Source organism: Pedococcus sp. NPDC057267 (assembly GCF_042668795.1).
Taxonomy (GTDB): domain Bacteria; phylum Actinomycetota; class Actinomycetes; order Actinomycetales; family Dermatophilaceae; genus Pedococcus.
The window spans coordinates 15,634-38,274 of the sequence record NZ_JBHUYG010000033.1 but is presented as its reverse complement, the minus strand read 5'-3'; the positions used below and the strand labels follow the sequence as shown (position 1 = coordinate 38,274).

The following is a 22,641-nucleotide window of genomic DNA, read 5'->3' as shown; positions in this document are numbered from 1 at the left end:
CTTCAGAAGTGCCGTTTCATGCCAGCAACTGCCGTGTTGCCGGGGAGGGGGGCGGCTGCTCGTCGGCCTCGCCGAGCGGGAGTGGAGACGCCTCGCCGGCCCGGGGGGTCAGTGGTGCTCGGAGAGCGGGGAGGTGTCGACCAGCGGCTCGCGGCGGAAGACGAACTGGCGGTACGCCCAGAACCGGAAGAGCGTGCCGAGGGCGATGCCCACGACGTTCGCGACGTTGTCGGCGGCCAGGGACTTCAGGCCGAACCCGTAGTGCGACAGGGCGATGCAGCCCGCTCCGATGAGCAGCGCGATGCCGTTGGTGAGGAAGAACAGGCCCGCTTCGTGGTGCGCGGGACGGTTGCGCCGGTGCCGGAACGTCCAGGCGCGGTTGCCGATCCACGCGATGGCGGTCGCGACCGAGGCCGAGACGACCTTGGCGCCCGTCGGCTTGTCCTCCATGACGGTGTGCCGCAGCACGTTCATGAGGCCGACGTCGACGACGAACGAGACCGCTCCGACGACGCCGAACTTGATCATCTCGCGGTAGAGCACCCCGACGGCGCCACGGGCGCGGTCGAGGACGGAGGTGGGTGCCACCGGGGGAGCGTACCGGGGCAGCCTGTGCCCGCGTGCCACCACGACCCGGTACCGGACGAACGCGACCGGGAGCCGGAGGAACGGCGGACCCCGTGCGTCGCTATCCTCGCGGCGTGACCTCCCCGCAGCGTGCCCCCGGCGGCTTCCCCGTGGTCGGTGTCATCGGTGGCGGCCAGCTGGCCCGCATGTGCGCCGGCCCGGCCGCCGAGCTCGCCGTCTCCCTGTCGGTCCTCGCCGAGGCGCCCGACGCGGCGGCAGCGCAGGTGATCCCCTCCGCCCCGGTGGGGTCGCACACCGACGTCGACGCCGTGCTCGCGTTCGCGGCCGAGTGCGACGTCGTCACCTTCGACCACGAGCACGTCCCGCCGGAGGTCCTCGCGGCGCTGGAGGAGCGTGGCGTCGCGCTGCACCCCAGCCCCGCCGCACTGGTCTTCGCCCAGGACAAGCTGGCGATGCGCCACCGGCTCACCGAGATCGACGTCGCCTGCCCGGCATGGGCGCAGGCCCGGACCGCCGCGGACGTGGAGACGTTCGCCGCGCAGGTCGGCTGGCCGCTCGTCGCCAAGACCCCGCGGGGCGGGTACGACGGCAAGGGCGTGCGGGTCGTCGGCTCGGTCGAGGAGCTCGCGGACTGGCTGGAGCAGGCCGACCGCGACGCCGCGCAAGGCGGCGGACCGCTGCGCGACGGCCTGCTGCTCGAGGAGAAGGTCGACTTCGTCCGCGAGCTGGCCGTCCTGGTCGCCCGCAGCCCGTCGGACCAGGCCGCTGCGTGGCCGGTCGTCGAGACCGTCCAGACCGACGGCATCTGCACCGAGGTGCTGGCGCCGGCCCCCGACCTCGACCCGCACCTGGCAGCGGTGGCGACCGAGGCCGCGCTGCGCATCGCCGAGGACCTCGGCGTCACCGGCGTCTTCGCCGTGGAGATGTTCGAGGTGCGCGACCCCGAGACGGGCGCGCCCGAGTACGTCGTCAACGAGCTGGCCATGCGACCGCACAACTCCGGCCACTGGTCGATGGACGGCGCCGTCACCGGGCAGTTCGAGCAGCACCTGCGCGCGGTCCTCGACCTGCCGCTCGGCTCGCCCGCCCCGCGGGCGCCGTGGACCGTGATGGCCAACGTGCTCGGCGGGGACTACCCGGAGCTCTACCCGGCATACCGGCACGTCATGGCACGCGACCCCGGGCTCAAGGTGCACCTGTACGGCAAGTCCGTCCGGCCCGGTCGCAAGATCGGTCACGTCAACGTCAGCGGCACCGACCTCGCGGACCTGCGCAAGCGCGCCCAGCACGCTGCCGACTACCTCACGGGAGTGGTCACCGAATGAGCGACACCGCGTCGACGCAGCCCCTCGTCGGGCTGGTCATGGGCAGCGACAGCGACTGGCCGGTCATGGAGCAGGCGGCGCTCGCGCTCGAGGAGTTCGGCGTGCCGTACGAGGCGGACGTCGTCTCCGCGCACCGCATGCCCGACGAGATGATCGCCTACGGGCAGCAGGCCGCCGGCCGCGGCCTGCGGGTGGTCGTCGCCGGGGCCGGGGGAGCCGCGCACCTGCCCGGCATGCTCGCCGCCGTCACCCCGCTTCCGGTCATCGGGGTTCCGGTGCCGCTGAAGCACCTCGACGGCATGGACTCGCTGCTGTCGATCGTCCAGATGCCCGCGGGCGTTCCCGTCGCGACGGTGTCGATCGGCGGGGCGCGCAACGCGGGCCTGCTCGCCGTGCGGGTCCTCGCCGCGGGGGAGGGCTCGTATGCCGAGGGGCTGCGCGAGCGGATGACCGCCTTCCAGGCGTCGCTGCGCGACGCCGCCCACGCCAAGGGCGCCTCGCTGCGGGAGCGCACCACCCGCTGAGCCGGGACGCACCGGACCGCTGGGGCGGGACGCACCGGACGGCTCAGGCGTCCGCGCCGAGCCGGCGGGGTCTCGCTGGTGGCGCCGGGCTCAGCGAGCCATGCCGGCGGACCGCACGTTCCGCCACTCGATGCGCGGGCACGTGTCCATCACGACAGCCAGACCCGCGTCGCGGGCGCGGCGCGCTGCCGCCTCGTCCACCACGTCCAGCTGCATCCACACCGCGTCGATCTGCAACCGGTCCCTGTGCTCGATCGCCTCGTCGACGACGGCACCGACGTGCTGGGAGTTGACGAAGCAGTCGACCACCTTCAGGTCGGTGCCGTCCGGGATGTCAGCCAACGAGGCGTAGGCGGGGGAGTCGTGGACCGCCTGCGCCGACGGGTGGACCGCGACGAGGCCCTTGCCGAGCTCCATCTTGAGCCAGCGCGCCACGTCGTACGCCGGCCGGTCGCGGTTCGCGGACAGTCCGACGACGGCCCAGGTGCCGGGATCGACCAGCAGCTCACGGATGAGATCGGGGTCGTTCTGGTGCTTCAACGTCACCCTGCCAGCATCACACGATTCGTCCTCCTGGCAAGCAGCACCCCGGCCGCCTCCCCGGCGCAGCGGGGAGGGCGCCCATGAGCGGCGTCCGCCCCGCAGCGCACCTAGGGTGAGGGTCGTACGCCGCAGGCACGCGACCCGAGGAGCGCCATGAAGTTCGGACTGTTCATCCCGCAGGGCTGGAAGATGGACCTCGTCGGGATCGACCCGAGCCAGCACTGGGGCGTCATGGCCGGGCTCGCGCGCCGGGCCGACGCCAACGAGGACTGGGCGTCGATCTGGGTGTACGACCACTTCCACACCGTGCCGGTCCCCAGCGAGGAGGCCACCCACGAGGCGTGGACCCTCATGGCCGCGTTCGCCGGCGTCACCGGCCGGGTGCGGCTCGGGCAGATGTGCACGTGCATGAGCTACCGCAACCCGGCCTACCTGGCGAAGGTCGCGGCCACCGTCGACGTCGTGTCCGAGGGCCGCCTCGAGATGGGCATCGGCGCAGGCTGGTACGAGCACGAGTGGAAGGCCTACGGCTACGGCTTCCCCGGTGCGGGCGAGCGGCTCGCGCGCCTCGAGGAGGGCGTGCAGATCTTCCGCCAGATGTGGACCGAGGGGACGTCCACCTTCTCCGGCAAGCACTGGGCCACCGACGGCGCGCTGTGCCGCCCGCTGCCCCTGCAGGGCACCGCCCAGCCCGGCTCGAGGGCCAACAACATCCCGATGTGGGTCGCCGGCGGCGGCGAGAAGGTCACCCTGCGGATCGCCGCGCGGTATGCCGACTACACCAACTTCGGCTCCGGCGTCCCCGAGGACTTCCAGCACAAGTCCGAGGTGCTGCGGCAGCGCTGCGAGGACGTGGGTCGCGACTTCTCCGAGATCACCCGCACCACCAACCTCGACATCGTCATCGGTGCCGACGAGCGGGAGATCGCGGACCGCCTGTCCTGGCTCGACGACCACATGAAGGGCGCCGGCGTCCCGGACGCCCAGCGCGAGCGCCGGATGGAGGAGCTGCGCCGGTCGCCGGGGGTCGGCACCGCCGAGCAGCTGGTCGAGCGGCTGCGCGTGCTCGAGGGCCTCGGCATGCGGTACCTCATCTCCTACTTCTACGAGGCCGCCTACGACACGACGGGCATCGCCATGTTCGAGCGCGACGTCATGCCCGAGCTGCTCGACCGCGAGCAGCACGGCCACCTCTGGCACCTCCGGCAGGAGATCTGAAGCGGCTCAGGGGCGTGGCCGGTGCCACAGCGCGTACCGGTGCCGTCACGGCATACCAGCGGGTAACCTGACCACCTGTGAGCGGTAACCCGAACTTCGACCTCTTCCGGATCTCCGAGGACCACGAGGCGCTGCGCGAGGCCGTGCGCGCCGTGGCGCAGGACAAGATCGCCCCGTACGCCGCGGCGGTCGACGAGGAGGCGCGCTACCCGCAGGAGGCGCACGACGCCCTCGTCGCGAGCGACTTCTTCGCGCCGCACATCGGCGAGGAGTACGGCGGCGTCGGTGCCGACGCGCTCGCGACCTGCATCGTCATCGAGGAGGTCGCCCGGGTCGACGCGTCGGCCTCCCTGATCCCGGCGGTCAACAAGCTCGGCACGATGCCGCTCATCCTCGCGGCGAGCGAGGACGTCAAGCAGCGCTACCTGCCCCCGGTGGCCGAGGGGCGCTCGACCTTCTCCTACGGGCTGTCCGAGCGCGAGGCCGGCTCCGACACCGCGTCGATGAAGACGCGCGCGCGGCAGGACGGCGACGGCTGGGTGCTGAACGGCCAGAAGTCCTGGATCACCAACGCCGGCGTCTCCGACTACTACACCGTCCTCGCGGTCACCGACCCCGAGGGCCGCCGCGGCGCCAACGTCACCGCGTTCGTCGTCGAGAAGTCCGACGAGGGCTTCACCTTCGGCGAGAAGGAGCGCAAGCTCGGCATCAAGGGCAGCCCCACCCGCGAGCTGCACTTCGACAACGTCCGCATCCCCGGCGACAGGGTCGTCGGCGAGGTCGGCGCCGGCCTCAAGATCGCGCTCGAGACCCTCGACCACACCCGCGTCACCATCGGCGCGCAGGCCGTCGGCATCGCCCAGGGCGCGCTCGACCACGCCGTCGCGTACGTCAAGGAGCGCAAGCAGTTCGGCAAGCACGTCGCCGAGTTCCAGGGCGTCCAGTTCATGCTCGCCGACATGGCGATGAAGGTCGAGGCCGCCCGCCAGATGGTGTATGCCGCGGCCGCCAAGTCGGAGCGCGCGGACGCGGACCTCACGTTCTTCGGGGCGGCCGCCAAGTGCTACGCCTCGGACGTCGCCATGGAGGTCACGACCGACGCGGTGCAGCTGCTCGGTGGCGCGGGGTACGTCCGCGACTTCCCGGTCGAGCGGATGATGCGCGACGCCAAGATCACCCAGATCTACGAGGGCACCAACCAGATCCAGCGCGTCGTGATGGCGCGGCAGATCCTGAGGTAGCCCGCAGGACGACACCGGGCGCGTGCTCACCGGGGCCACCGGTGGCGACGCGCCGGTGCCTCCTTGCTTGATCCAACGCCCAGCCGGGGTGCCTACGATCGCGAGATCACGGCGCAGCGCCCTGTCGTCACGCTGCGCGCCACGCAAGGAGATCTCGTGCCCCGACGCCCAGCTGATGCCCCCGCCGACCCGTCGGCGACCGTCCGGGGGCCCCGGCGGACCCGCCGCGCCCGACGACCTGTCGTCGTGGCGGCGACCGTCGTCGTGGCCCTGCTGGCGGCGCTGGTCGGCTACGCCGGCTACGAGTACGTCAGCCTGTCCTCGGGGATCAAGCGCTCCGACGCCCGCGCCTCGGGACCGGGCTCCCTGCACGGCGACACCAACATCCTCGTGATGGGCCTGGACAGCCGCCTCGACGAGAACGGCAAGCCGCTGCCCAAGGCCCTGTACGCAGCCCTGCACAGCGGCGACCAGCAGAACGGCGGCCTCAACTCCAACGTCCTCATGCTGCTCCACATCCCCGGCAACGGCGGCAGTGCCACCGCGATCGCGATCCCGCGCGACGACTACGCCGCCCTGGCCGGGTGCCCGGACGGGGAGTGCATGGGGAAGATCAAGCAGGCCTACGGGCTCGCCTTCGACCAGGCGTCCCGACGCCTGGCCCAGCAGGGGCTGAGCGGCACCACGCTGCAGCAGCGCGCGCGTGACGCGGGTCGCAAGGCGGAGATGGACACCGTGCGGCAGTTCCTGGGTGGCGTGCCCATCGACCACTTCGTCGAGGTCACGATGGTGGCCTTCTTCCAGATCTCCCAGGTGGTCCAGCCCATCACGGTCTGCGTCAAGGAGGACACCCAGGACGCGTACTCCGGGGCCAACTTCCACGCGGGGCGGCAGCAGATCAACGCCTCCCAGGCGCTGGGCTTCGTCCGGCAGCGGCGCGACACGGTCCACCCCGACCTCAACTTCACCGACCTCGACCGCTCCCGCCGGCAGCAGGCCTTCATCGCCTCGCTCTTCTACCAGCTCAAGCAGGCCGACACCTTCACCGACCCCGGCAAGCTCGACGCCATCCTCAACGTCGCCAAGCGGAACACCGCCGTCGACGGCGGCCTGGACGTCCTGTCGCTGGCGCGGGTCGCCTCGAACCTGTCCGGCGGGCAGATCCACTTCTTCACGCTGCCCGTGGCCCGGTTCGGCCACGACCCCAGGGGGGAGGCCGTCAACATCGTCGACCTCCCGCTGATCCAGAGCACGGTGCACCAGCTGCTGTACGGCGGGTCGGGCGCAACCGCGGCGTCACGCCCGACGACCACCCCGACGGGGACCACGGCACCGGCCCAGCTGCTGGTGGACGTCGTCAACGCCTCGGGACGCCCCGGTGCTGCGCGCACCGTGGCCACCGCGCTGGGGGCCAAGGGGTACCGGACCGGTCCCAGCGGCACCAACCCCACCATCCTGGAGACCTCCCTGGTCGACTACGCCCCGGGTGAGCAGGACGCGGCGGCCGCCCTCGCGGCGCTGCTCGGGGGGCTGCCGACGCGTGTGCGCAGCGGCGTCGCGCCGGGGAGCCTGCGCGTGGTGATCGGAACCGGCTTCAGCATGCCGACCGCGCTCGGCGGCACCCCCACGGCCACGCAGGCCCCCGCCAAGGCGGTCGCGGCCACCGGGGGCGGCCGCAGCGGGCCGCCCGTGACGGCGCTGACGGACCTGTCGGGCGGTGGCATCCCCTGCGTCAAGTAGCCGGGCCGCCCGGCCCCGCGCTACTTGAGGATGTTGACGGCCCGCGCGACGACGAGGGCCGTCGTCGACAGCGCGACCACCGACTGGCAGGCCATGAGGCTCTTCGCCCACCGGCTGAGGGGGAGCGTGTCGGTGGGGGAGAAGGCGAACACGTTGGTGAGGCTGACGTAGAGGTAGTCCACGAACAGCGGCTCCCAGTCCGGTGACGCCAGGTGGGGGTCGGACATCTGCGGGAAGAGGAAGTCCGGGTGCGGTCGCGTCCCCCGGGCGCGCTGGAAGGGGCCGCCCCGGTCGAGCTCCCAGTACCAGATGCCGAAGGCGATGACGTTGGTCGCGTAGATGGCCGCGCCGCTGGCCATGAGGGCGATGGCGTCCTCGCCGGCCCGGCCCCGCAGGATGCTGGCGTCGAGCGCCCCGGCCGAGACCGCGTTGTCGATCGTGATGACCGCGACGAGGACCACGCTGCAGCTGCGCCCGAGGCGGGTCGAGCGGTTGAGCCGCACCGGGTTGATGACACTGAGGACCACCAGCAGGGCGAGCTCCAGCGCCGGGAGCAGCCACCGGGGGTGGAGGCCGTACCGGTCCGTGAGCCGCAGCTGCAGCGCGATGGCCACGAGGATGGCGAACGCCACCGGCAGCCGGTTCTCCGGACTCGTGGCCCGCAGCCAGGCCGGGACGTGGACCCGGGCGTGCTCCACGTCGTCGAGCAGCTTGGCCAGCTTCGCCACATGCGGGCTGCCGGCGTCGTCGGCGTGCGCCGAGGGGCTGGGGGTGGGCATGGAGCCCAGTATCCGGTGCGGGGGCTGCCGGGTGCGGTCAGGCACCAGCCCGGTGTGGCGGCGCCCCGGGGGCGGTGCAGCGACCCCCGCGTGGACGGCGACGTGCTCGGCAGGCACTAGTATCTGTGGGTCGCTTACCGAAGGAGACTCGTGAAGATCACCGTCGTGGGGCTGGGCAAGATCGGCCTTCCCCTCGCCGTCCAGTTCGCCAGGTCGGGCCACGAGGTGCTCGGGGCGGACGTCAGCGGACCACTCGTCGAGGTGGTGAACGCGGGCACCGAGCCGTTCCCCGGTGAGGCGCACCTTGCGGAGTACCTCGCCGAGGTCGTCTCCGCCGGCAACCTCCGGGCCACCACCGACACCGCCGCCGCCGTCGCCGAGAGCGACGCCGTCGTCGTGGTCGTGCCGCTCTTCGTGGACGAGGAGGCCCGCCCCGACTTCGCGTGGATGGACTCCGCGACCGACGACATCGCCCGCGGGCTCAAGCCGGGCACCCTGGTCGTCTACGAGACCACCCTCCCGGTCGGCACGACCCGCACCCGGTGGAAGCCGAGGCTCGAGCAGGGCAGCGGCCTCACCGAGGGCACCGACTTCCACCTGGTCTTCTCCCCGGAGCGCGTGCTCACCGGCCGTGTGTTCGAGGACCTGCGCAAGTACCCCAAGCTGCTCGGCGGCCTCTCCGACGAGGGCGCCAAGCGCGCGGTCGAGTTCTACGAGCAGGTGCTGCAGTTCGACGACCGCCCCGACCTGGCCCGCCCGAACGGCGTCTGGGACCTCGGGTCCGCCGAGGCGGCCGAGATGGCCAAGCTCGCCGAGACCACGTACCGCGACGTGAACATCGGCCTGGCCAACCAGTTCGGTGCCTTCGCCGCCAGGAACGGCATCGACGTCTTCCAGGTCATCGAGGCCAGCAACTCCCAGCCGTACAGCCACATCCACCGTCCCGGCATCGCCGTCGGCGGTCACTGCATCCCGGTCTACCCGCGGCTCTACCTGTGGAACGACCCCGACGCCACGGTCGTCCGGGCCGCCCGCGAGGCCAACGCGGCCATGCCGGCATACACCGTCGGGCTCACCGTCGGCGCTGCCGGCGGCTCGCTCGAGGGCAAGCGCGTCGCCGTCCTCGGCGCCTCCTACCGCGGCGGCGTCAAGGAGACCGCGTTCTCCGGTGTCTTCGCCACCGTCGACGCCCTGCGCGAGGCCGGCGCCACCGTCGTGGTCCACGACCCGATGTATGCCGCGGACGAGCTCGCGACGTTCGGCTGGGACGCGTACTCCCTCGGTGAGCCGGTGGACGTCGTCGTCGTGCAGGCCGACCACGCCGAGTACCGCGACCTGTCCGCCGCCGACTTCCCCGGGGTGCAGGTCGTCGTCGACGGCCGTCGGGTCCTGGACGCGGCGCGCTTCGACGGGGTGCGACTCCTCGTCGTCGGCCAGGGCGAGAAGGTCCGCTGAGCATGGCCGCCCGCATCGTCGACTCGGCCGACGTCTCCCCGGAGGCGACCATCGGTGACGGCAGCTCGATCTGGCACCTCGCGCAGGTGCGCGAGGGTGCGACGCTGGGCAGCAACTGCGTCGTCGGCCGTGGCGCCTACGTCGGCCCCGGCGTGACCCTCGGCGACAACTGCAAGCTGCAGAACTACGCCCTCGTCTACGAGCCCGCCGTCCTCGAGGACGGCGTCTTCGTGGGGCCCGCGGTCGTCTTCACCAACGACCACTACCCCCGCGCGGTCAACCCGGACGGCACGCTCAAGAGCGGCGCCGACTGGGAGGCCGTGGGGGTCACCTGCCGCACCGGCGCGTCCATCGGCGCCCGGTCCGTCTGCGTCGCCCCGGTGACCATCGGCCGCTGGGCGCTCGTCGCCGCCGGCTCCGTCGTCACCAAGGACGTCCCCGACTTCGCGCTCGTGGCCGGGGTGCCGGCCAGGCGCATCCGCTGGGTCGGCAAGGCCGGCACCCCGCTGGAGCCCGGCAGCGAGCCCGGCACGTGGGTGTGCCCCACGACCGGCGACACCTACCTCGAGAACAACGACACCCTCACGGAGGCCTGACCGCCATGTCCCAGACCACCAGCACGGCGACCAGCGAGTTCATCCCGCCCGCCAAGCCGCTCATCGGCGACGAGGAGCGCGAGGCGGTCGACCGCGTCCTGCGCTCCGGGATGCTCGCGCAGGGCCCGGAGGTCAAGGCGTTCGAGGAGGAGTTCAGCGCCCACTTCGGCCTCGGCCGCGCCTGTGTCGCCGTCAACTCCGGCACGTCGGGCCTGCACCTGGGCCTGCTGTCCTCCGGCGTCGGCCCCGGCGCCGAGGTCATCGTCCCGTCGTTCACCTTCGCGGCGACCTGCAACTCGGTGGCGCTCACCGGCGCGACCCCGGTCTTCGCCGACATCAGCGCCGACGACTTCTGCCTCGACCCGGCCGCGGTCGAGGCCGTCGTCACCGAGCGCACGGTCGGCATCATGCCGGTCCACCTGTACGGCCACCCGGCCAAGATGCGCCAGCTGCAGGAGGTCGCGGACAAGCACGGCCTCAAGGTGTTCGAGGACGCCGCGCAGGCCCACGGCGCCTCGCTGGACGGCACCCCCGTCGGCGCCTTCGGCCAGTTCGCGATGTTCTCGCTCTACCCGACCAAGAACATGACCGCAGGCGAGGGCGGCATGGTCTCCGTCGCCGACGACGAGACCGAGCGGCTCATGCGGCTCTACCGCAACCAGGGCATGCTGCAGCAGTACCACAACGAGGTCGTGGGCCTGAACAACCGCATGACCGACATCCACGCCGCGATCGGCCGGGTCCAGCTCACCAAGGTCGACGCCTGGACCAGGCAGCGCCAGGACAACGCCGCGTTCCTCTCCGCGAACCTCGAGGGCGTCACCCCGCCGCCCGTTGCCGAGGGTGCGGTGCACGTCTACCACCAGTACACGATCCGCGTGCCCCAGGACCGGGACGGCTTCGCCAAGGCCCTGCGCGAGGAGTTCAACGTCGGCTCCGGCATGTTCTACCCGGTGCCCAACCACCAGCTGAAGCCGTTCGCCGGCACCACGTCGGACTCCGACCTGCCGGAGACGATGAAGGCCGCCGCCGAGTGCCTGTCGCTGCCGGTCCACCCGTCGCTGAGCCAGGACGACCTGGAGCGCATCGTGACCGCGGTGAACACGCTCGCGAAGGCGGGTGCCTGACGATGGCGAACCTGCGCGCGGGCCTCATCGGCCTGGGCATGATGGGCAGGCACCACGCCCGGGTGCTCGGCTCGCTGCCCGGTGTGGACCTCGTCGCCGTGGCCGATCCCGGGGGCGACGCCCACGGGGTGGCCGGCGACCGTCCGCTCGAGGACTCCATCGAGGGCCTGATCAAGCACGGCATCGACTACTGCATGGTGGCCGTCCCCACGGTCTACCACGAGCCCGTGGGGCTCGCGCTGGCCGCGGCCGGGGTGCACGCCATCATCGAGAAGCCGCTGGCCCAGGACACCCCGTCGGCCGTCCGCCTGGCCAAGGCCTTCGAGGAGGCGGGACTGATCGGCGCGGTCGGGCACATCGAGCGCTACAACCCGGCACTCCAGAGTGCCCGGGCGCGGCTCGAGGCCGGCGAGCTCGGGGACGTCTACCAGGTCACGACCCGCCGCCAGGGCCCGTTCCCGGCGCGCATCGCCGACGTGGGTGTGGTCAAGGACCTCGGCACGCACGACATCGACCTCACCGCGTGGGTGACCCAGCAGGAGTACACCTCCGTGGCCGCCCGCACCGCGTACAAGTCCGGCCGCGAGCACGAGGACCTCGTCGCGGTCGTCGGCCAGCTCAGCGGGGGGACCGTCACGAGCCACCTCGTCAACTGGCTCTCGCCGCTCAAGGAGCGCGTCACGATCATCACCGGCGAGCGCGGCGCGTTCGTCGCCGACACCCTGACGGCCGACCTCACGTTCCACGCCAACGGCGAGGTCAGCACGACGTGGGACGACATCTCGCGGTTCCGCGGGGTCTCGGAGGGCGACGTGGTCCGCTACGCGATCGCCAAGCCCGAGCCCCTGCGCGTGGAGCACGAGAACTTCCGCGACGCTGTGCTGGGCAAGGAGGCCGACATCGTCACGATGAGCCAGGGCCTGGACGTGGTCCGGGTGGCTGAGGCCTGCATCGAGTCGGCCAGGACCGGGACCACCGTGGCCGTCGCCGCGCGGGGCGCCGGCGCCGACGCGTCCGTGGGCTAGCGTGACCCGCATGGACCTCAAGCAGACGCTCACCAGGGCCGCCACCACCCCCGCAGTCGTCCGGTTGCGCCACCTGACCTTCAAGGGCAGCGGGCGGTACTGGGAGGACCGCTATGCAGCGGGGGGCACCTCCGGCCCGGGTTCCTACGGCGCCTCGGCGCAGTGGAAGGCCGAGGTCGTCAACAGCTGGGTCCGTGAGCTGGGGGTCACCTCGGTCATCGACCTGGGGTGTGGCGACGGCAACCAGCTGTCCCTGGCGGACTACCCGCGCTACCTCGGGGTGGATCGCTCGGCGACGGCGATCCGCCAGTGCATCGAGCGGTTCAAGTCCGATCCCACCAAGAGCTTCCTGCGCTTCGAGCCCACCGAGCTCGCCGACCCCGCCGGCTGGCTGCGGGCGGACATGGCCCTCTCGATGGAGGTCATCTTCCACCTGGTCGAGGACGAGGTCTTCGAGGACTACATGCGTCGCCTGTTCGCCAGCGCGGAGCGGTACGTCGTCATCTGCAGCAACGACGCCCCTGGCAGCGAACGGGTCCCGCACGAGCGGCACCGCTCGTTCACCGCGTGGATCGCCCGCGAGTGCCCGCAGTGGCAGCTGCAGCGCAAGGTCGACCCTCCCGCGGAGACCGGGCTGATGTCCTCGCTGTACCTCTACGCCAGCGCCTAGGGTGGCAGCAGCGTCGTCCTGGCGGCAGGTGGTTCGCCCGGTCCGCCTCGATGCGCAGACCCAGTCCTCGATGGCGTCGCGGGGACTGCTCAGCATGGTGGGGCTCGCCGCGCAGGGCGTGCTCCGGCTCGTGACCCCGTTGCTCGTCGGGCGCTTCGGCGGTCCCAGCCTGCTCGGCGTCGTCCAGACGGCCATCTCGGCAGCGACCTTCCTCTGCCTCGTCTGGCCCACGACCACGGGCAGCGCCGCGTCGAAGTTCCTGGCCCGCGCCCGCGGGGCAGGTCGGCCGGAGGAGGCCGCGACGGTCGCCCGCCACCTGCGTCGTCGCACGACCCAGGCCACGGCGGTCCTCGGTCTGGCCGCCGTCCCGATCTGGGTGCTCGGGATCCGCGGCGACGTCGTCGGTGGCCTCTGGGTCGGCGCGTTGGTCGTCGGTTACGGCGGCTACAACTTCGCCCGCGGGCTCCAGTTCGGCATCGGGCAGGTCGGCCGCGCGACGGTGTGGGACATCACGATCATGGTGGGCGGTCTCGGCGGCCTCCTGGTCATGCTCCTCGCCGGGTTCCGCGGCCCGTCGTTGGTGCTGCCCATGGCCGTCGCCTACCTCGTGTACACCGTTGCCGGATGGCCGTTCGCCCACGGACACAAGCCGGCCCCCGCGCTGCGGCGCGAGCTCGACGGCTTCGTCGCGCTCGGAGTGGCGGGCACGACCGCGAGCGCCGGCTTCCTCCAGCTGTCGATGGTCGTGGCCAAGCTCGTCTCGACCCCCGAGCAGGCGGGCCAGTATGCCGCGGCGCTGACGCTGGCGACGCCTGCATCGCTCCTCGCGGGTTCGCTCAGCCTCGTGCTCTTCCCCGCGATGGCGGAGGCCTGGGGCCGGCGTGACGTCGATGCCTTCCGCTGGCAGACGGACCAGGCCACGAGGCTGCTGGTCGTCGTGATGGTGCCGGTCTTCGCGACCCTGGCTCTCTGCAGCCGACTCATCGTCGGGGTCATCTGGGGGCATCGGTACGCCGATGCCGGACGGCTCCTGCCCGTCCTGCTCTTCGCAGTCCTGCCCATGACCCTCGCCATGGCCAGCGTCAACTCCCTGTCGACCCGCTCGCAACGAGGCATGGCGGCGACGAGCGTCGCGAGCATGTCTGGCCTGGCCGTGGGGGCGGGGGTCTGGGGGCTGGTGGCCGGACCCTGGCGCGAGCTGGGCGTCGCGGTCGGGTACCTCGCCGGCACACTGGTCATCGCGGGAATCCCCGTCGTCCTGGTCTGGCGCCGGGACGGGCACCGGTGGGGAGGGCTGGTGGCGCGGCTGCTCCTGGGGGTCGGCGTGGCGGTCCTGCTGCTGCTGGGCCGGGACGCGCTGGGCCTGGGGCCGTGGTGGGACCCCGTGTGCGCGGTCGTCTTCGTGGCCGTGTGGTTGGTGGTGGTGCGTCGGGACCTCCAGGTCGTGCTGCGGCTCCTCACGCCCCTGCTCCGGTGGCGCAGGGGCCCCGGGCCCACCCCCGCGGGCTGACATACTGACCGACATGCCGCCCGCACCGGAGGACCGTCGTCCACGCGGCCGTGCGCCCGGGCACGGCCCGGGGGAGGCGGCCGAGGTGGATGCTCGCCTGGCCGTCGGCCCGGCGAACTACGCGGGACAGGCGAGGCAGTGGGCGCGCGCGGTCTCGGAGCACTGCGGCATACCGGCGTTCTCGTTCGCCAGCGCGCCCCTTCCCTGGATGTCCCAGGGCATCGGCCACGCCGTCGACGTGGTCCTGCCCGCCCAGCGGCTCGTGCTGCCGTGGCGCCGCAAGGCGGCGGTGGCACGCGCCCTCGACGGCGTCACGCACCTGGCCATCGACGGTTTCCTCGCCCCCCGGGAGGGAGCCGGGAGGGGCTCGATCGAGCGCGAGCTCGACCACTGGGCCCGACACGGGGTGCAGGTGGCGCTCATCGCCCACGGCAGCGAGGTGCGGGACCCGGACGCGCACATGGCACGGTGGGACTACTCCTTCTTCCGCGAGACGGAGGGTCCATGGCTGACGAGGACCCGACGCGTGTCGGCACGCAACCGGGCCATCGCCGCGCGCGTGGACGTTCCCCTCCTCGTCAGCACGCCGGACCTCCTGCTCGACCTGCCCACGGCCCACTGGCTGCCGCTCGTGGTCGACGTGGCATCGTGGGCCACGCCGGGAGAACCGCTCTCGGCTCCTCGCCCCACGGTGCTGCACCTGCCGAGCCGTAGACATCCCCCGATCAAGGGCACCCGGGTCATCGACCCCGTGCTGCGGCGCCTCGACGACGAGGGGGTCATCAGGTACCTCGCCCCGGACCGGGTGCCCCATGCGGAGGTCCCCGCACTGGTGGGCGGCGTCGACGTCATGGTCGACCAGATCATGACCGGTTCCTACGGGGTGGCGGCGGTCGAGGCGATGGCCGCAGGACGGTTGGTGGTGGGGAACGTCGCGCCCGAGGTGCGAGCCCTGGTCGAGGACGACGTGCCGGTGGTCGACGCCGGCCCGGACGCCCTGGAGGACGTCATCCGTGACATCGCTGCCCGACCCACCGCGTACCAGCCGGTGGCTGCCGCGGGCGTGCACTTCGCGCGCCGCTGGCACGACGGGCGCGCGTCAGCGGCCGTGATCGCCGAACGGCTCCTCGGCTCGGTGGAGGACGCCGAGCACGGCGGCCACGGCCCGCTCGCTCACTGAGTCCTGGCTCGCGTTGGCCGTGGTCCAGCGCGCGAGGTCCGCGCGCCTCGCGGCCGGCACCGGACGGGCCAGCGCCATGGTCATCGCCTCCGCGACCGCAGCCTCGTCCCAGTCGACCGCCCACCCGAGGTCGTTCTCCCTGACCACCGTGGCACCGGGTCCGACGCCGGCATAGATCACCGGGGTCCCGCACGCCGTCGAGGCGAACATCTTCGTCGGGAACGAGAAGTCGTACCCCTTCCCCGGGCGCACGGACGCCAGGCCGGCGCGGGCGCTCCCGAGGACCTGCGCGACACGCTCCGCGGCGACCAGTCCCTCGAACCTGACCCGACCGGGCGCGAGGGAGTCGGCGAGGCGCTCGAGGTCGGCGCGCTCGGTGCCCTGGCCGAGCATGACCAGCTCGGCCCCGGGGTGCTCGGCGGCGATGCGCCCGAAGGCCCGGACGAACACCTCTGCACCGTGGATCTCCGACATGGTGCCGGCGTAGACGAGCGTGGCGACGTCCTGGTCGTCGGGAGACGCCTGCGGTTGGAAGGTGTCCGTGTCGACGCCAGTACCGACGACCGTCACCCGAGCAGGGTCGACGCCCAGGGCCCGCACCTCCGTGGCGACGCCCTCCGACACCGCGAGGACGTGGGCTGCGCCCCGCATCACCCACGACTCCACGCGGGTCAGGACCCGTACGATCGCGGGGTTGATGCCGATCCCGGCCGCCGCCGTCGAGGACACGTCCGCGGCGTAGTAGACGTAGGGGATGCGCTTGACGCGCGAGACCAGCCGCACCGCGACCCCGGTCGTCGGTGGTGGCTCGACCACCACGAGGTCGCTGCGGGTGCCGAGGAGCCGGGCCAGGAGCGGACCGTCGAAGCTGGCGAACTGGATGTAGCCCCGCACGTTCCCGCCGCTGTCCCGCAGGACGGGCCACCGACGGACCGTGACCGCGCCGGGTGTGCCGGACCGGGTGTCCCGGTCGAGCCCTGCGACCGCGCGGGTGCGCACGGACCGTGGGGGAAGGGTGGTCAGCACGCGGACCCTGGCGCCGTGCCGGCTGAGCCCGGCCGCCAGCCTGCCCAACCGGTATGCGGCGGCTCCCGGCTCCGGTGGGAAGAGCCGGGACGCGATCGTGATCCTGGTCGCGCCGTCCTCCACGCCTCACCTCTCATACCTGGCCGCACGCAGCCGACGGACCTGCGGCGCACAACCCTACCGGCCCCTCCCGGGGTGCCGTCCCCGGCGTGGGCGCACCCCGGGCCGGGCGGCCCGAGCGACGTCCGGCCCTACGACGGTGCTGGGTATGCTCGCCCGGTGAGCCCGACAGTCCCGGTCCCCGCTTCCTCGCGTCCGGGGCCGTCCCCCACGGTGGTGGCGGTGGTCGTCAGCTACAACCGCCGGGAGCTCCTCTCGGAGTGCCTGGGTGCCGTGGCCACCCAGACGCACCCGCTCGACGCCCTCGTCGTCGTGGACAACGCGTCGACCGACGGCAGCCCCGAGCTGGTGGAGCGCGACTTCCCGGCGGCAGACCTCGTCCGTCTCACCAGGAACACCGGGGGTGCAGGAGGCTTCGCCGCCGGCCTGGCGCGGGCGCTGGACCAGCACTCCGCGGACCTGGTGTGGGTGATGGACGACGACACGATTCCCAGCGAGACCGCCCTGTCCGAGCTGCTGGCGGCACGGGAGCGCTACGGCAGCGAGCTGGGGCTCGTGGCGAGCCGGGTCCTGTGGACCAACGGCGAGGACCAGGACAGGAACATCCCCCGCCGCGTGCCCTGGGCGACGCCCCGCGCGCGCCGCGCGGCGGCGGCCGCGGGAGGCCGGCCGATGCGCACCGCGTCCTTCGTCTCCCTCCTCGTCTCTGCGGACGCGATCCGCGCCACCGGCCTTCCGACAGCCGACTTCTTCATCTGGAACGACGACTTCGAGTTCACCGCTCGGATCCTGCGCTCCCGGCCGGGGATCTACGTTCCTGCCGCGGTGGTCGTGCACAAGACCAAGGAGCTGGGCACGCGCAGCGCCGATCCCGGGGAGCGCTTCTTCAACGAGGTCCGCAACAAGATCTGGACCTTCAGGGCCGGACGCGCGTTCTCCCCCGGTGAGGCGTCGCTGCGGGCCGCCGTGGCACTCGTGAACTGGGTCCGCTTCTACCGGCACTCCCAGCGACGGGCCGTGCTGCGGCGTGCGTTGGGCGCAGGGGTGCGTGCGGGTCTGTTGCACCGGCCGCGGTCGAACCGCGAGGTGCTCGCCGAGGCTGGTTACGAGCTCGGGGAGGCGTGGTGAGGGTCGTCATCGGCGGCCTCGTCACCGACCCGGTCGAGGTGGGTGCGCGCCCGCTGTGCGGGCCGTCCGCCGTGCCGGTCGGCGGCACGGTGTCCTTCGACGGCTGGTTCGCGGCCCTTCCCCTGGCCTACTGGGCCCGGTTCACCGACCTCGAGGCCGTCCACCTCGACCTCACCGCCGAGGGCGAGGTCGAGGTCGAGGTCCTGGCCAGCGACGCGTCCGGGGCGGTGCGCCGCCTCGCGGCCGGCACCACGGACGGCGGACGCTACTGCGCCACGGTGCCGGTGGCGGCCTGCGACCGTGGTGGGTGGGTGTGGCCCCGCGTGACGGCGCTGCCGACATCCGCGCGACCCGCCTCGGGCACGGACGTGGCTGTCGGCTTCACGTGGACCGCGGACGTCGACGTGGTGCCGCGGTCCCTTACCGTGGCCATCGCCACGTTCAACCGTGGGCCCGCCTGTGTGCGCCAGCTGGGGACGTTGGCGGCGGCGATGAAGCCGGGCGGTGTCCTGGCCGACGTCGTGGGGCGTGTGGTGGTGGTGGACCAGGGGACCGAGCCGCTGGCCGGGGCGGAGGGCTTCGACGCCGTCGCCGACCACCTGGGGTCCCGCCTGGCGGTGGTGCGTCAGGCCAACCTGGGAGGCTCGGGCGGCTTCGCGCGCGGCATGGTGGAAGCCTTCGCCGACCCGCAGGCGAGGCACGTCGCGCTCCTGGACGACGACGCCTTCGCTCAGCCGGAGGGCCTCGCCCGCGCATGGGCGTTCGCCCACGCCACCAGAACGCCCACGATCGTGGGCGGCCACATGTTCGACTCGGCCCGTCCCACGGTGCTGTACCGCCTGGGGGAGGTGCTCGACCGCCGCCGGTTCACGTGGGCCTCGCTCCCCGGGACGCCGATGAACACCGACCTGGCCGACCAGCCGGTGACCGCGTACCCCTGGCTCGGGCCGGCGCGCTCCGTGGACTTCCAGCCCTGGTGGATGGCCCTGGTCCCGAGGGAGGTGGTGGAGCGGGTCGGGCTGCCGCTGCCCTTCTTCCTCAAGTGGGATGACGTCGAGCTCGGGCTGCGGGCCGGGGGTGCGGGGGTGCCGTCGGTGGTCCTGCCGGGTGCGGCCGTGTGGCACGACTCGTGGGCGGCCAAGGGCAACGAGACCAGCTGGCCGGCCTACTTCCTGTTGCGCAACAGGGTCGTCACCGCGCTGCTGCACGACCACCGCTCTGCGGCCCTGGCTGCGGAGTGGCTCGCCGTGTCCCTGCGGCACGTGGCCCGTCGCGAGCCGCAGGCGGCCGCGATGCGGTTCGCCGCCCTCAAGGACGTGCTCGCAGGCCCGGCGTGGCTCCATCGCGACCTGCGGACCGCCCGGCGTCGCGCGGAGGACGCCGCCCGGCGCGAGGGCGTCGCCCCGCACCCGGTCTCGGCGGTCGCCAGCACCCTCACCGCCACCGCCAGGCTGGTGGCCGGCTGGGCGCGGTTGCGCTCCGAGTACCGTTCCGCTGCCCGGGAGGCCGTGTCCGCGAGTGCGTGGGCGGCCACCTTCGAGGAGGCAGCGGCAGGAGAGGTCGAGGCCGTCCGACCCGTGTGGTCGCTCGTGGTCGTGAGCTACCACAGCCTCGCGATGCTCGAACGCTACTGGTCGGGCCTGCTGCGCCCTGACTCCCTGGGTCCCTGGCGTCCCGGGGAGGTGGAGGTGCTCCTGGTCGACAACGCCGACCAGCCCGAGGTGGCGGCGTTCGCGGCCCGCGAGGGCTTCGTCTACCGCTCGATGGGGGCCAACGTGGGGCTCTCCGCGGCGAACAACCGTGGTGCGGAGATGAGCCGGGGGACGTACCTCCTCTTCGCCAACCCCGACCTCGGTGTGCGCCTCGCGGACCTGCCCGCGCTGGCCCGCACGATCGACGCCACCGGGGGGATCGTCACGCCGCGGCTCGACTTCCCCGACGGCAGGCCGCAGAGTGCGGCCCGGGCCGAGCCCTACCTGCCGGCCAAGCTGGCACACCGGGGGATCGGCCCGCGATCGGCACTCGACCACTACCTGTGGCCGGTGGGTCCGTACGAGTCCGGGCCCGTCACCTGGGTCGCAGGCGGTGCCACCGCCATGTCCGCGCAGACCTTCCGCGAGGTGGGCGGCTGGCCGGAGGAGTACTTCCTGTACATGGAGGACGTCGAGCTGGGCATCCGTGCCGGCGCCCACGGCATACCGGTCTCCGTCACTGCGGACGTGCGCTGGACGCACGAGTGGCGCGGAGACTCACGCCGTCGGCTCAACCGCGGGCACCTGCTGCACGCCCGCAGCGCGCTGCGCTTCTACAGCCGTCACCCGCGATACCTCGGGTGGCCGCGCTGACGCTGCCGACGTCGTCGCGGCCACCCGACGCGAGCGCGGGGAGGCGCGGTGTCAGCCCCCGCTGGGCTTGCCGTCCGTGCCCTCGGGAGGGGCCTCGAGCGGCACGTCGTCGCGCAGCATGGTGAAGAGCTTCTTGGCGCGGGGGGTGTCCCACTTCACCGCACTGCCGGCGTAGGTGGGGTAGTTGACACTCGACAGGGGCACGACGAGCGACAGGCCCTCTCCCTTGGAGATCGCGCGCATGGCCTGCAGGACCCGCACCACGTCCTGCAGGGAGGTGTCCTGGTCGACGGTCAGGCCCTGCCCGGCCGCCATGGAGAAGTTGTAGTAGCGCGTGGGAACGAGCACGGTGGAGGGGGTGAGCGCCTTGCGCATGATCGCGCCCAGGAACTGGCGCTGGCGCTCGGCCCGCCCGATGTCCCCGCGGGGGTCGGAGTAGCGGGCGCGCACGTAGCCGAGGGCGTTGGGGCCGTTGAGGGTCTGGCACCCCTTCTTGAGGTTGATCCCCGCGTGCGGGTCGTCCATGTTGAACGGGACGCAGATGTCCACGCCGCCGACGGCGTCGACGACACCCGCGAAGCCGCCGAACCCGATCTCGACGTAGCCGTCGAGCCGCAGGCCGGTCGCCTGCTCGACGGTCTCCTCGAGGAGCTTGGGCCCTCCCATCGAGTACGCGGCGTTGATCTTGTTGCTGCGGTGCCCGGGGATCGGCACGAAGCTGTCACGGGGTATCGAGATGAAGGCCGGCTTGCCACCGTCCGAGGGCACGTGCACCAGGATGATCGAGTCGGTCCGCTGACCGTCCGCCGAGCCGGTCGTGAGCGCCTTCTTCTGCGCCGCGGTCAGGCCGGCCCGGCTGTCCGAGCCCACGAGCAGGTAGTCGTACCCCTTGGTCTGTGGCGGCTGGGTGCCGGTCGGTGACGCGTCGACGCGGTGCACCGAACCCCAGGCGTGGAACGGCACCCAGACCATGAAGGCCACCCACGCGACGACCAGCACCAGGCCCAGAAGCAGGACCGCCCGGGCCCGGCGTGCACGACGGGACGGCCCGGGCCCACGGCCCCGGGGCGACGCGTTCCGTACCGACCCACCACCGCCGTGGGGGTCGCGGGGCGCGGGCTCCCGCCCGGCCGCTCCCGAGCGCCCTCGTGCAGGGCCCCCGCGGCCCCCGGGCACGGCACGCCTGCGCGTGTCGACGACGACCACGTCCTCGTCGTCCGGGAGTGGCCGCGGGGGGCGGCCCTGCGGGATGGCCCGGATGCCGTCGTCCTCATGCATCGGTGCCCTCCTGGGGGGGAGGCGCGTCCGCCAAGGGTGTCGAGGCGGGTGGCGCCTCGTCGATCGCGATGCGGCGGGCGAGCTTGGTGTAGCGGGTCTCGGCCTCACGGAAGCGTCGGAAGCTCGTCACGACGAAGCTGAAGAAGGCGATCACCAGGCCGTAGAGGATGAGGTCCGTTCCGCGGCCGATGCCCACGAGGTGGGCCAGCGACGTCCAGACTTCGGGGGACAGGATCGACCAGATCGCGAACGCACCGAAGACCAGGAGCCCGAGGCGGCGCACCGCCTGCGTCCTGGCGCCGGCGCCGGAGACGACGCGGCCTACGGTGGCGACGGTCACCACGATCAGCACCACCTGGATGGTCAACGCCTTCATCGCAGCATCAGCTCCACGAGGATGTTGATGGAGTTCCAGAGGGACTGGCCCTTGGAGCGGGAGTAGTCCGTGTAGAGGATGTGCACCGGTTCCTCGGCGTAGGCGACAGGCCGACCGGCGACGCGCATCCGGCCGATCTGGGCGACGAGCTCCGAGGCGTGGGCCATCCGGTTCTGGGTGATGTCCAGCTGTTCCACGACCTCACGCGACAGGACGCGCAGGCCGTTGTGGGCATCGGTGAGGCGGGTCTTCGTGGTCAGGTTCGTGTAGGCGACCGCGAGCCGCAGCACCATCCGCTTCGCCGTCGACGGCCTGGTCCGCTCGTCGAGGAACCTCGAGCCGAACACCACGTCGACGTCGCCGCGTCGAGCTCGCTCGACCATCACCAGCACGTCCTGGAGCTGGTGCTGGCCGTCGGCGTCGTAGGTGACGACGTACCGGGTGGCGGGGTCTCCCAGGACGTACTCGAACCCGGTCTGCAGCGCCGCGCCCTGACCGAGGTTCACCGGGTGGCGCACGACCCGTGCCCCGGCGGACTCCGCGAGCTCGGCCGACCCGTCGGTGGACCCGTCGTCCACGCAGACGACCTTGGGGAACACGCGGCGGGCGGCGGTGACCACGTCAGCGATCACGGCAGCCTCGTTGTACAGGGGCACCACGAGCCAGGCATCGGTTGCATTCATCGGGGCCAAGAGTATGCGGAGGCGGCCCGTCCTCCGAGCCGGCGCGCGACGGGGGGCTGCCGCGGAGGTGCCCCTGCCGCGGCTGCGCGGCCCCAGCGGGGCCGGACGAGGGTGGCGAGGTCGTCCGGTAGCCTTTCCCGAAGTCCCGATTTGCTAGGAGCGTG

The 22,641-nt window shown here is 72.6% G+C and carries 21 protein-coding genes; 14 read left to right on the top strand and 7 right to left on the bottom strand.

Features of this window, described 5'->3' with window-relative positions:
- Positions 1-108: 108 nt before the first annotated feature.
- The gene (locus ACFUC1_RS09390; protein ID WP_379118969.1) at positions 109-588 is read right to left on the bottom strand and encodes a GtrA family protein; all 480 of its coding nucleotides are present in this window, start codon (positions 586-588) and stop codon (positions 109-111) included.
- Positions 589-701: 113 nt separating this feature from the next.
- Here ACFUC1_RS09390 and ACFUC1_RS09385 point away from each other — a divergent pair, with 113 nt between their 5' ends.
- A complete protein-coding gene (locus tag ACFUC1_RS09385) occupies positions 702-1,913 on the top strand; it encodes a 5-(carboxyamino)imidazole ribonucleotide synthase (RefSeq protein WP_379118967.1) in 1,212 nt (403 codons plus the stop codon).
- Positions 1,910-2,437 (top strand): 5-(carboxyamino)imidazole ribonucleotide mutase, encoded by a 528-nt coding sequence (gene purE, locus ACFUC1_RS09380; RefSeq protein WP_379118965.1) that lies wholly within the window; start codon positions 1,910-1,912, stop codon positions 2,435-2,437. The genes ACFUC1_RS09385 and purE overlap by 4 nt, the downstream gene beginning before the upstream one ends.
- 90 nt (positions 2,438-2,527) lie before the next feature.
- Here the strand turns inward: purE and ACFUC1_RS09375 are convergent, their stop codons facing one another.
- Complete coding sequence (locus ACFUC1_RS09375; protein ID WP_379118963.1) at positions 2,528-2,983, bottom strand: CoA-binding protein; 456 nt, start codon at positions 2,981-2,983, stop codon at positions 2,528-2,530.
- A 150-nt stretch (positions 2,984-3,133) separates the two neighbouring features.
- Between ACFUC1_RS09375 and ACFUC1_RS09370 the strand changes: the two genes are divergently transcribed.
- The 3 genes from ACFUC1_RS09370 to ACFUC1_RS09360 all read left to right on the top strand — a co-directional run bounded on the left by ACFUC1_RS09370 (position 3,134) and on the right by ACFUC1_RS09360 (position 7,179).
- Entirely contained in the window at positions 3,134-4,198 is a 1,065-nt protein-coding gene (locus tag ACFUC1_RS09370; RefSeq protein ID WP_379118961.1) for an LLM class F420-dependent oxidoreductase, read from the top strand.
- A gap of 77 nt (positions 4,199-4,275) precedes the next feature.
- Complete coding sequence (locus tag ACFUC1_RS09365) at positions 4,276-5,439, top strand: acyl-CoA dehydrogenase family protein (protein ID WP_379118959.1); 1,164 nt, start codon at positions 4,276-4,278, stop codon at positions 5,437-5,439.
- Between the two features lie 246 nt (positions 5,440-5,685).
- On the top strand, positions 5,686-7,179 hold the full coding sequence (locus tag ACFUC1_RS09360) for an LCP family protein (RefSeq protein WP_379118957.1): 1,494 nt from the start codon (positions 5,686-5,688) through the stop codon (positions 7,177-7,179).
- 20 nt (positions 7,180-7,199) lie between these two features.
- Here ACFUC1_RS09360 and ACFUC1_RS09355 read toward each other — a convergent pair whose 3' ends face one another.
- Positions 7,200-7,958 (bottom strand): hypothetical protein, encoded by a 759-nt coding sequence (locus ACFUC1_RS09355; protein ID WP_379118955.1) that lies wholly within the window; start codon positions 7,956-7,958, stop codon positions 7,200-7,202.
- A gap of 150 nt (positions 7,959-8,108) precedes the next feature.
- Here ACFUC1_RS09355 and ACFUC1_RS09350 point away from each other — a divergent pair, with 150 nt between their 5' ends.
- From ACFUC1_RS09350 to ACFUC1_RS09320, 7 genes are read left to right on the top strand one after another with little or no spacing between them, the layout of a single operon-like run.
- Positions 8,109-9,413 carry a nucleotide sugar dehydrogenase gene (locus tag ACFUC1_RS09350; protein ID WP_379118953.1) on the top strand — a complete coding sequence of 435 codons (1,305 nt, stop codon included), beginning with the start codon at positions 8,109-8,111 and terminating at the stop codon, positions 9,411-9,413.
- Between the two features lie 2 nt (positions 9,414-9,415).
- A complete protein-coding gene (locus ACFUC1_RS09345) occupies positions 9,416-10,009 on the top strand; it encodes an acyltransferase (RefSeq protein ID WP_379118951.1) in 594 nt (197 codons plus the stop codon).
- A 5-nt stretch (positions 10,010-10,014) separates the two neighbouring features.
- A complete protein-coding gene (locus ACFUC1_RS09340) occupies positions 10,015-11,136 on the top strand; it encodes a DegT/DnrJ/EryC1/StrS family aminotransferase (protein ID WP_379118949.1) in 1,122 nt (373 codons plus the stop codon).
- A gap of 2 nt (positions 11,137-11,138) precedes the next feature.
- Positions 11,139-12,161 carry a Gfo/Idh/MocA family protein gene (locus ACFUC1_RS09335; protein WP_379118947.1) on the top strand — a complete coding sequence of 341 codons (1,023 nt, stop codon included), beginning with the start codon at positions 11,139-11,141 and terminating at the stop codon, positions 12,159-12,161.
- A gap of 10 nt (positions 12,162-12,171) precedes the next feature.
- On the top strand, positions 12,172-12,831 hold the full coding sequence (locus ACFUC1_RS09330) for a class I SAM-dependent methyltransferase (protein WP_379118945.1): 660 nt from the start codon (positions 12,172-12,174) through the stop codon (positions 12,829-12,831).
- Positions 12,832-12,859: 28 nt separating this feature from the next.
- A complete protein-coding gene (locus ACFUC1_RS09325) occupies positions 12,860-14,341 on the top strand; it encodes a lipopolysaccharide biosynthesis protein (RefSeq protein WP_379118943.1) in 1,482 nt (493 codons plus the stop codon).
- Positions 14,342-14,354: 13 nt separating this feature from the next.
- Complete coding sequence (locus ACFUC1_RS09320; RefSeq protein WP_379118941.1) at positions 14,355-15,521, top strand: hypothetical protein; 1,167 nt, start codon at positions 14,355-14,357, stop codon at positions 15,519-15,521.
- On the opposite strand, the gene ACFUC1_RS09315 is transcribed toward ACFUC1_RS09320, so the two are convergent.
- A complete protein-coding gene (locus ACFUC1_RS09315; protein WP_379118939.1) occupies positions 15,441-16,670 on the bottom strand; it encodes a glycosyltransferase family 4 protein in 1,230 nt (409 codons plus the stop codon). The genes ACFUC1_RS09320 and ACFUC1_RS09315 overlap by 81 nt on opposite strands.
- Positions 16,671-16,826: 156 nt before the next feature.
- On the opposite strand from ACFUC1_RS09315, the gene ACFUC1_RS09310 reads away from it, so the two are divergent.
- Positions 16,827-17,795, top strand: coding sequence for a glycosyltransferase (locus ACFUC1_RS09310; RefSeq protein WP_379118937.1), 969 nt, complete (start codon positions 16,827-16,829; stop codon positions 17,793-17,795).
- Positions 17,792-20,140, top strand: a complete 2,349-nt coding sequence (locus ACFUC1_RS09305; protein ID WP_379118935.1) for a glycosyltransferase — start codon at positions 17,792-17,794, stop codon at positions 20,138-20,140. The genes ACFUC1_RS09310 and ACFUC1_RS09305 overlap by 4 nt, the downstream gene beginning before the upstream one ends.
- Before the next feature lie 51 nt (positions 20,141-20,191).
- On the opposite strand, the gene ACFUC1_RS09300 is transcribed toward ACFUC1_RS09305, so the two are convergent.
- From ACFUC1_RS09300 to ACFUC1_RS09290, 3 genes are read right to left on the bottom strand one after another with little or no spacing between them, the layout of a single operon-like run.
- On the bottom strand, positions 20,192-21,418 hold the full coding sequence (locus ACFUC1_RS09300; protein ID WP_379118933.1) for an LCP family protein: 1,227 nt from the start codon (positions 21,416-21,418) through the stop codon (positions 20,192-20,194).
- On the bottom strand, positions 21,411-21,794 hold the full coding sequence (locus tag ACFUC1_RS09295) for a DUF2304 domain-containing protein (RefSeq protein ID WP_379118931.1): 384 nt from the start codon (positions 21,792-21,794) through the stop codon (positions 21,411-21,413). Before ACFUC1_RS09295 ends, ACFUC1_RS09300 begins: the two co-directional genes overlap by 8 nt.
- On the bottom strand, positions 21,791-22,477 hold the full coding sequence (locus ACFUC1_RS09290; RefSeq protein WP_379118929.1) for a glycosyltransferase family 2 protein: 687 nt from the start codon (positions 22,475-22,477) through the stop codon (positions 21,791-21,793). The genes ACFUC1_RS09295 and ACFUC1_RS09290 overlap by 4 nt, the downstream gene beginning before the upstream one ends.
- Positions 22,478-22,641 lie beyond the last annotated feature (164 nt).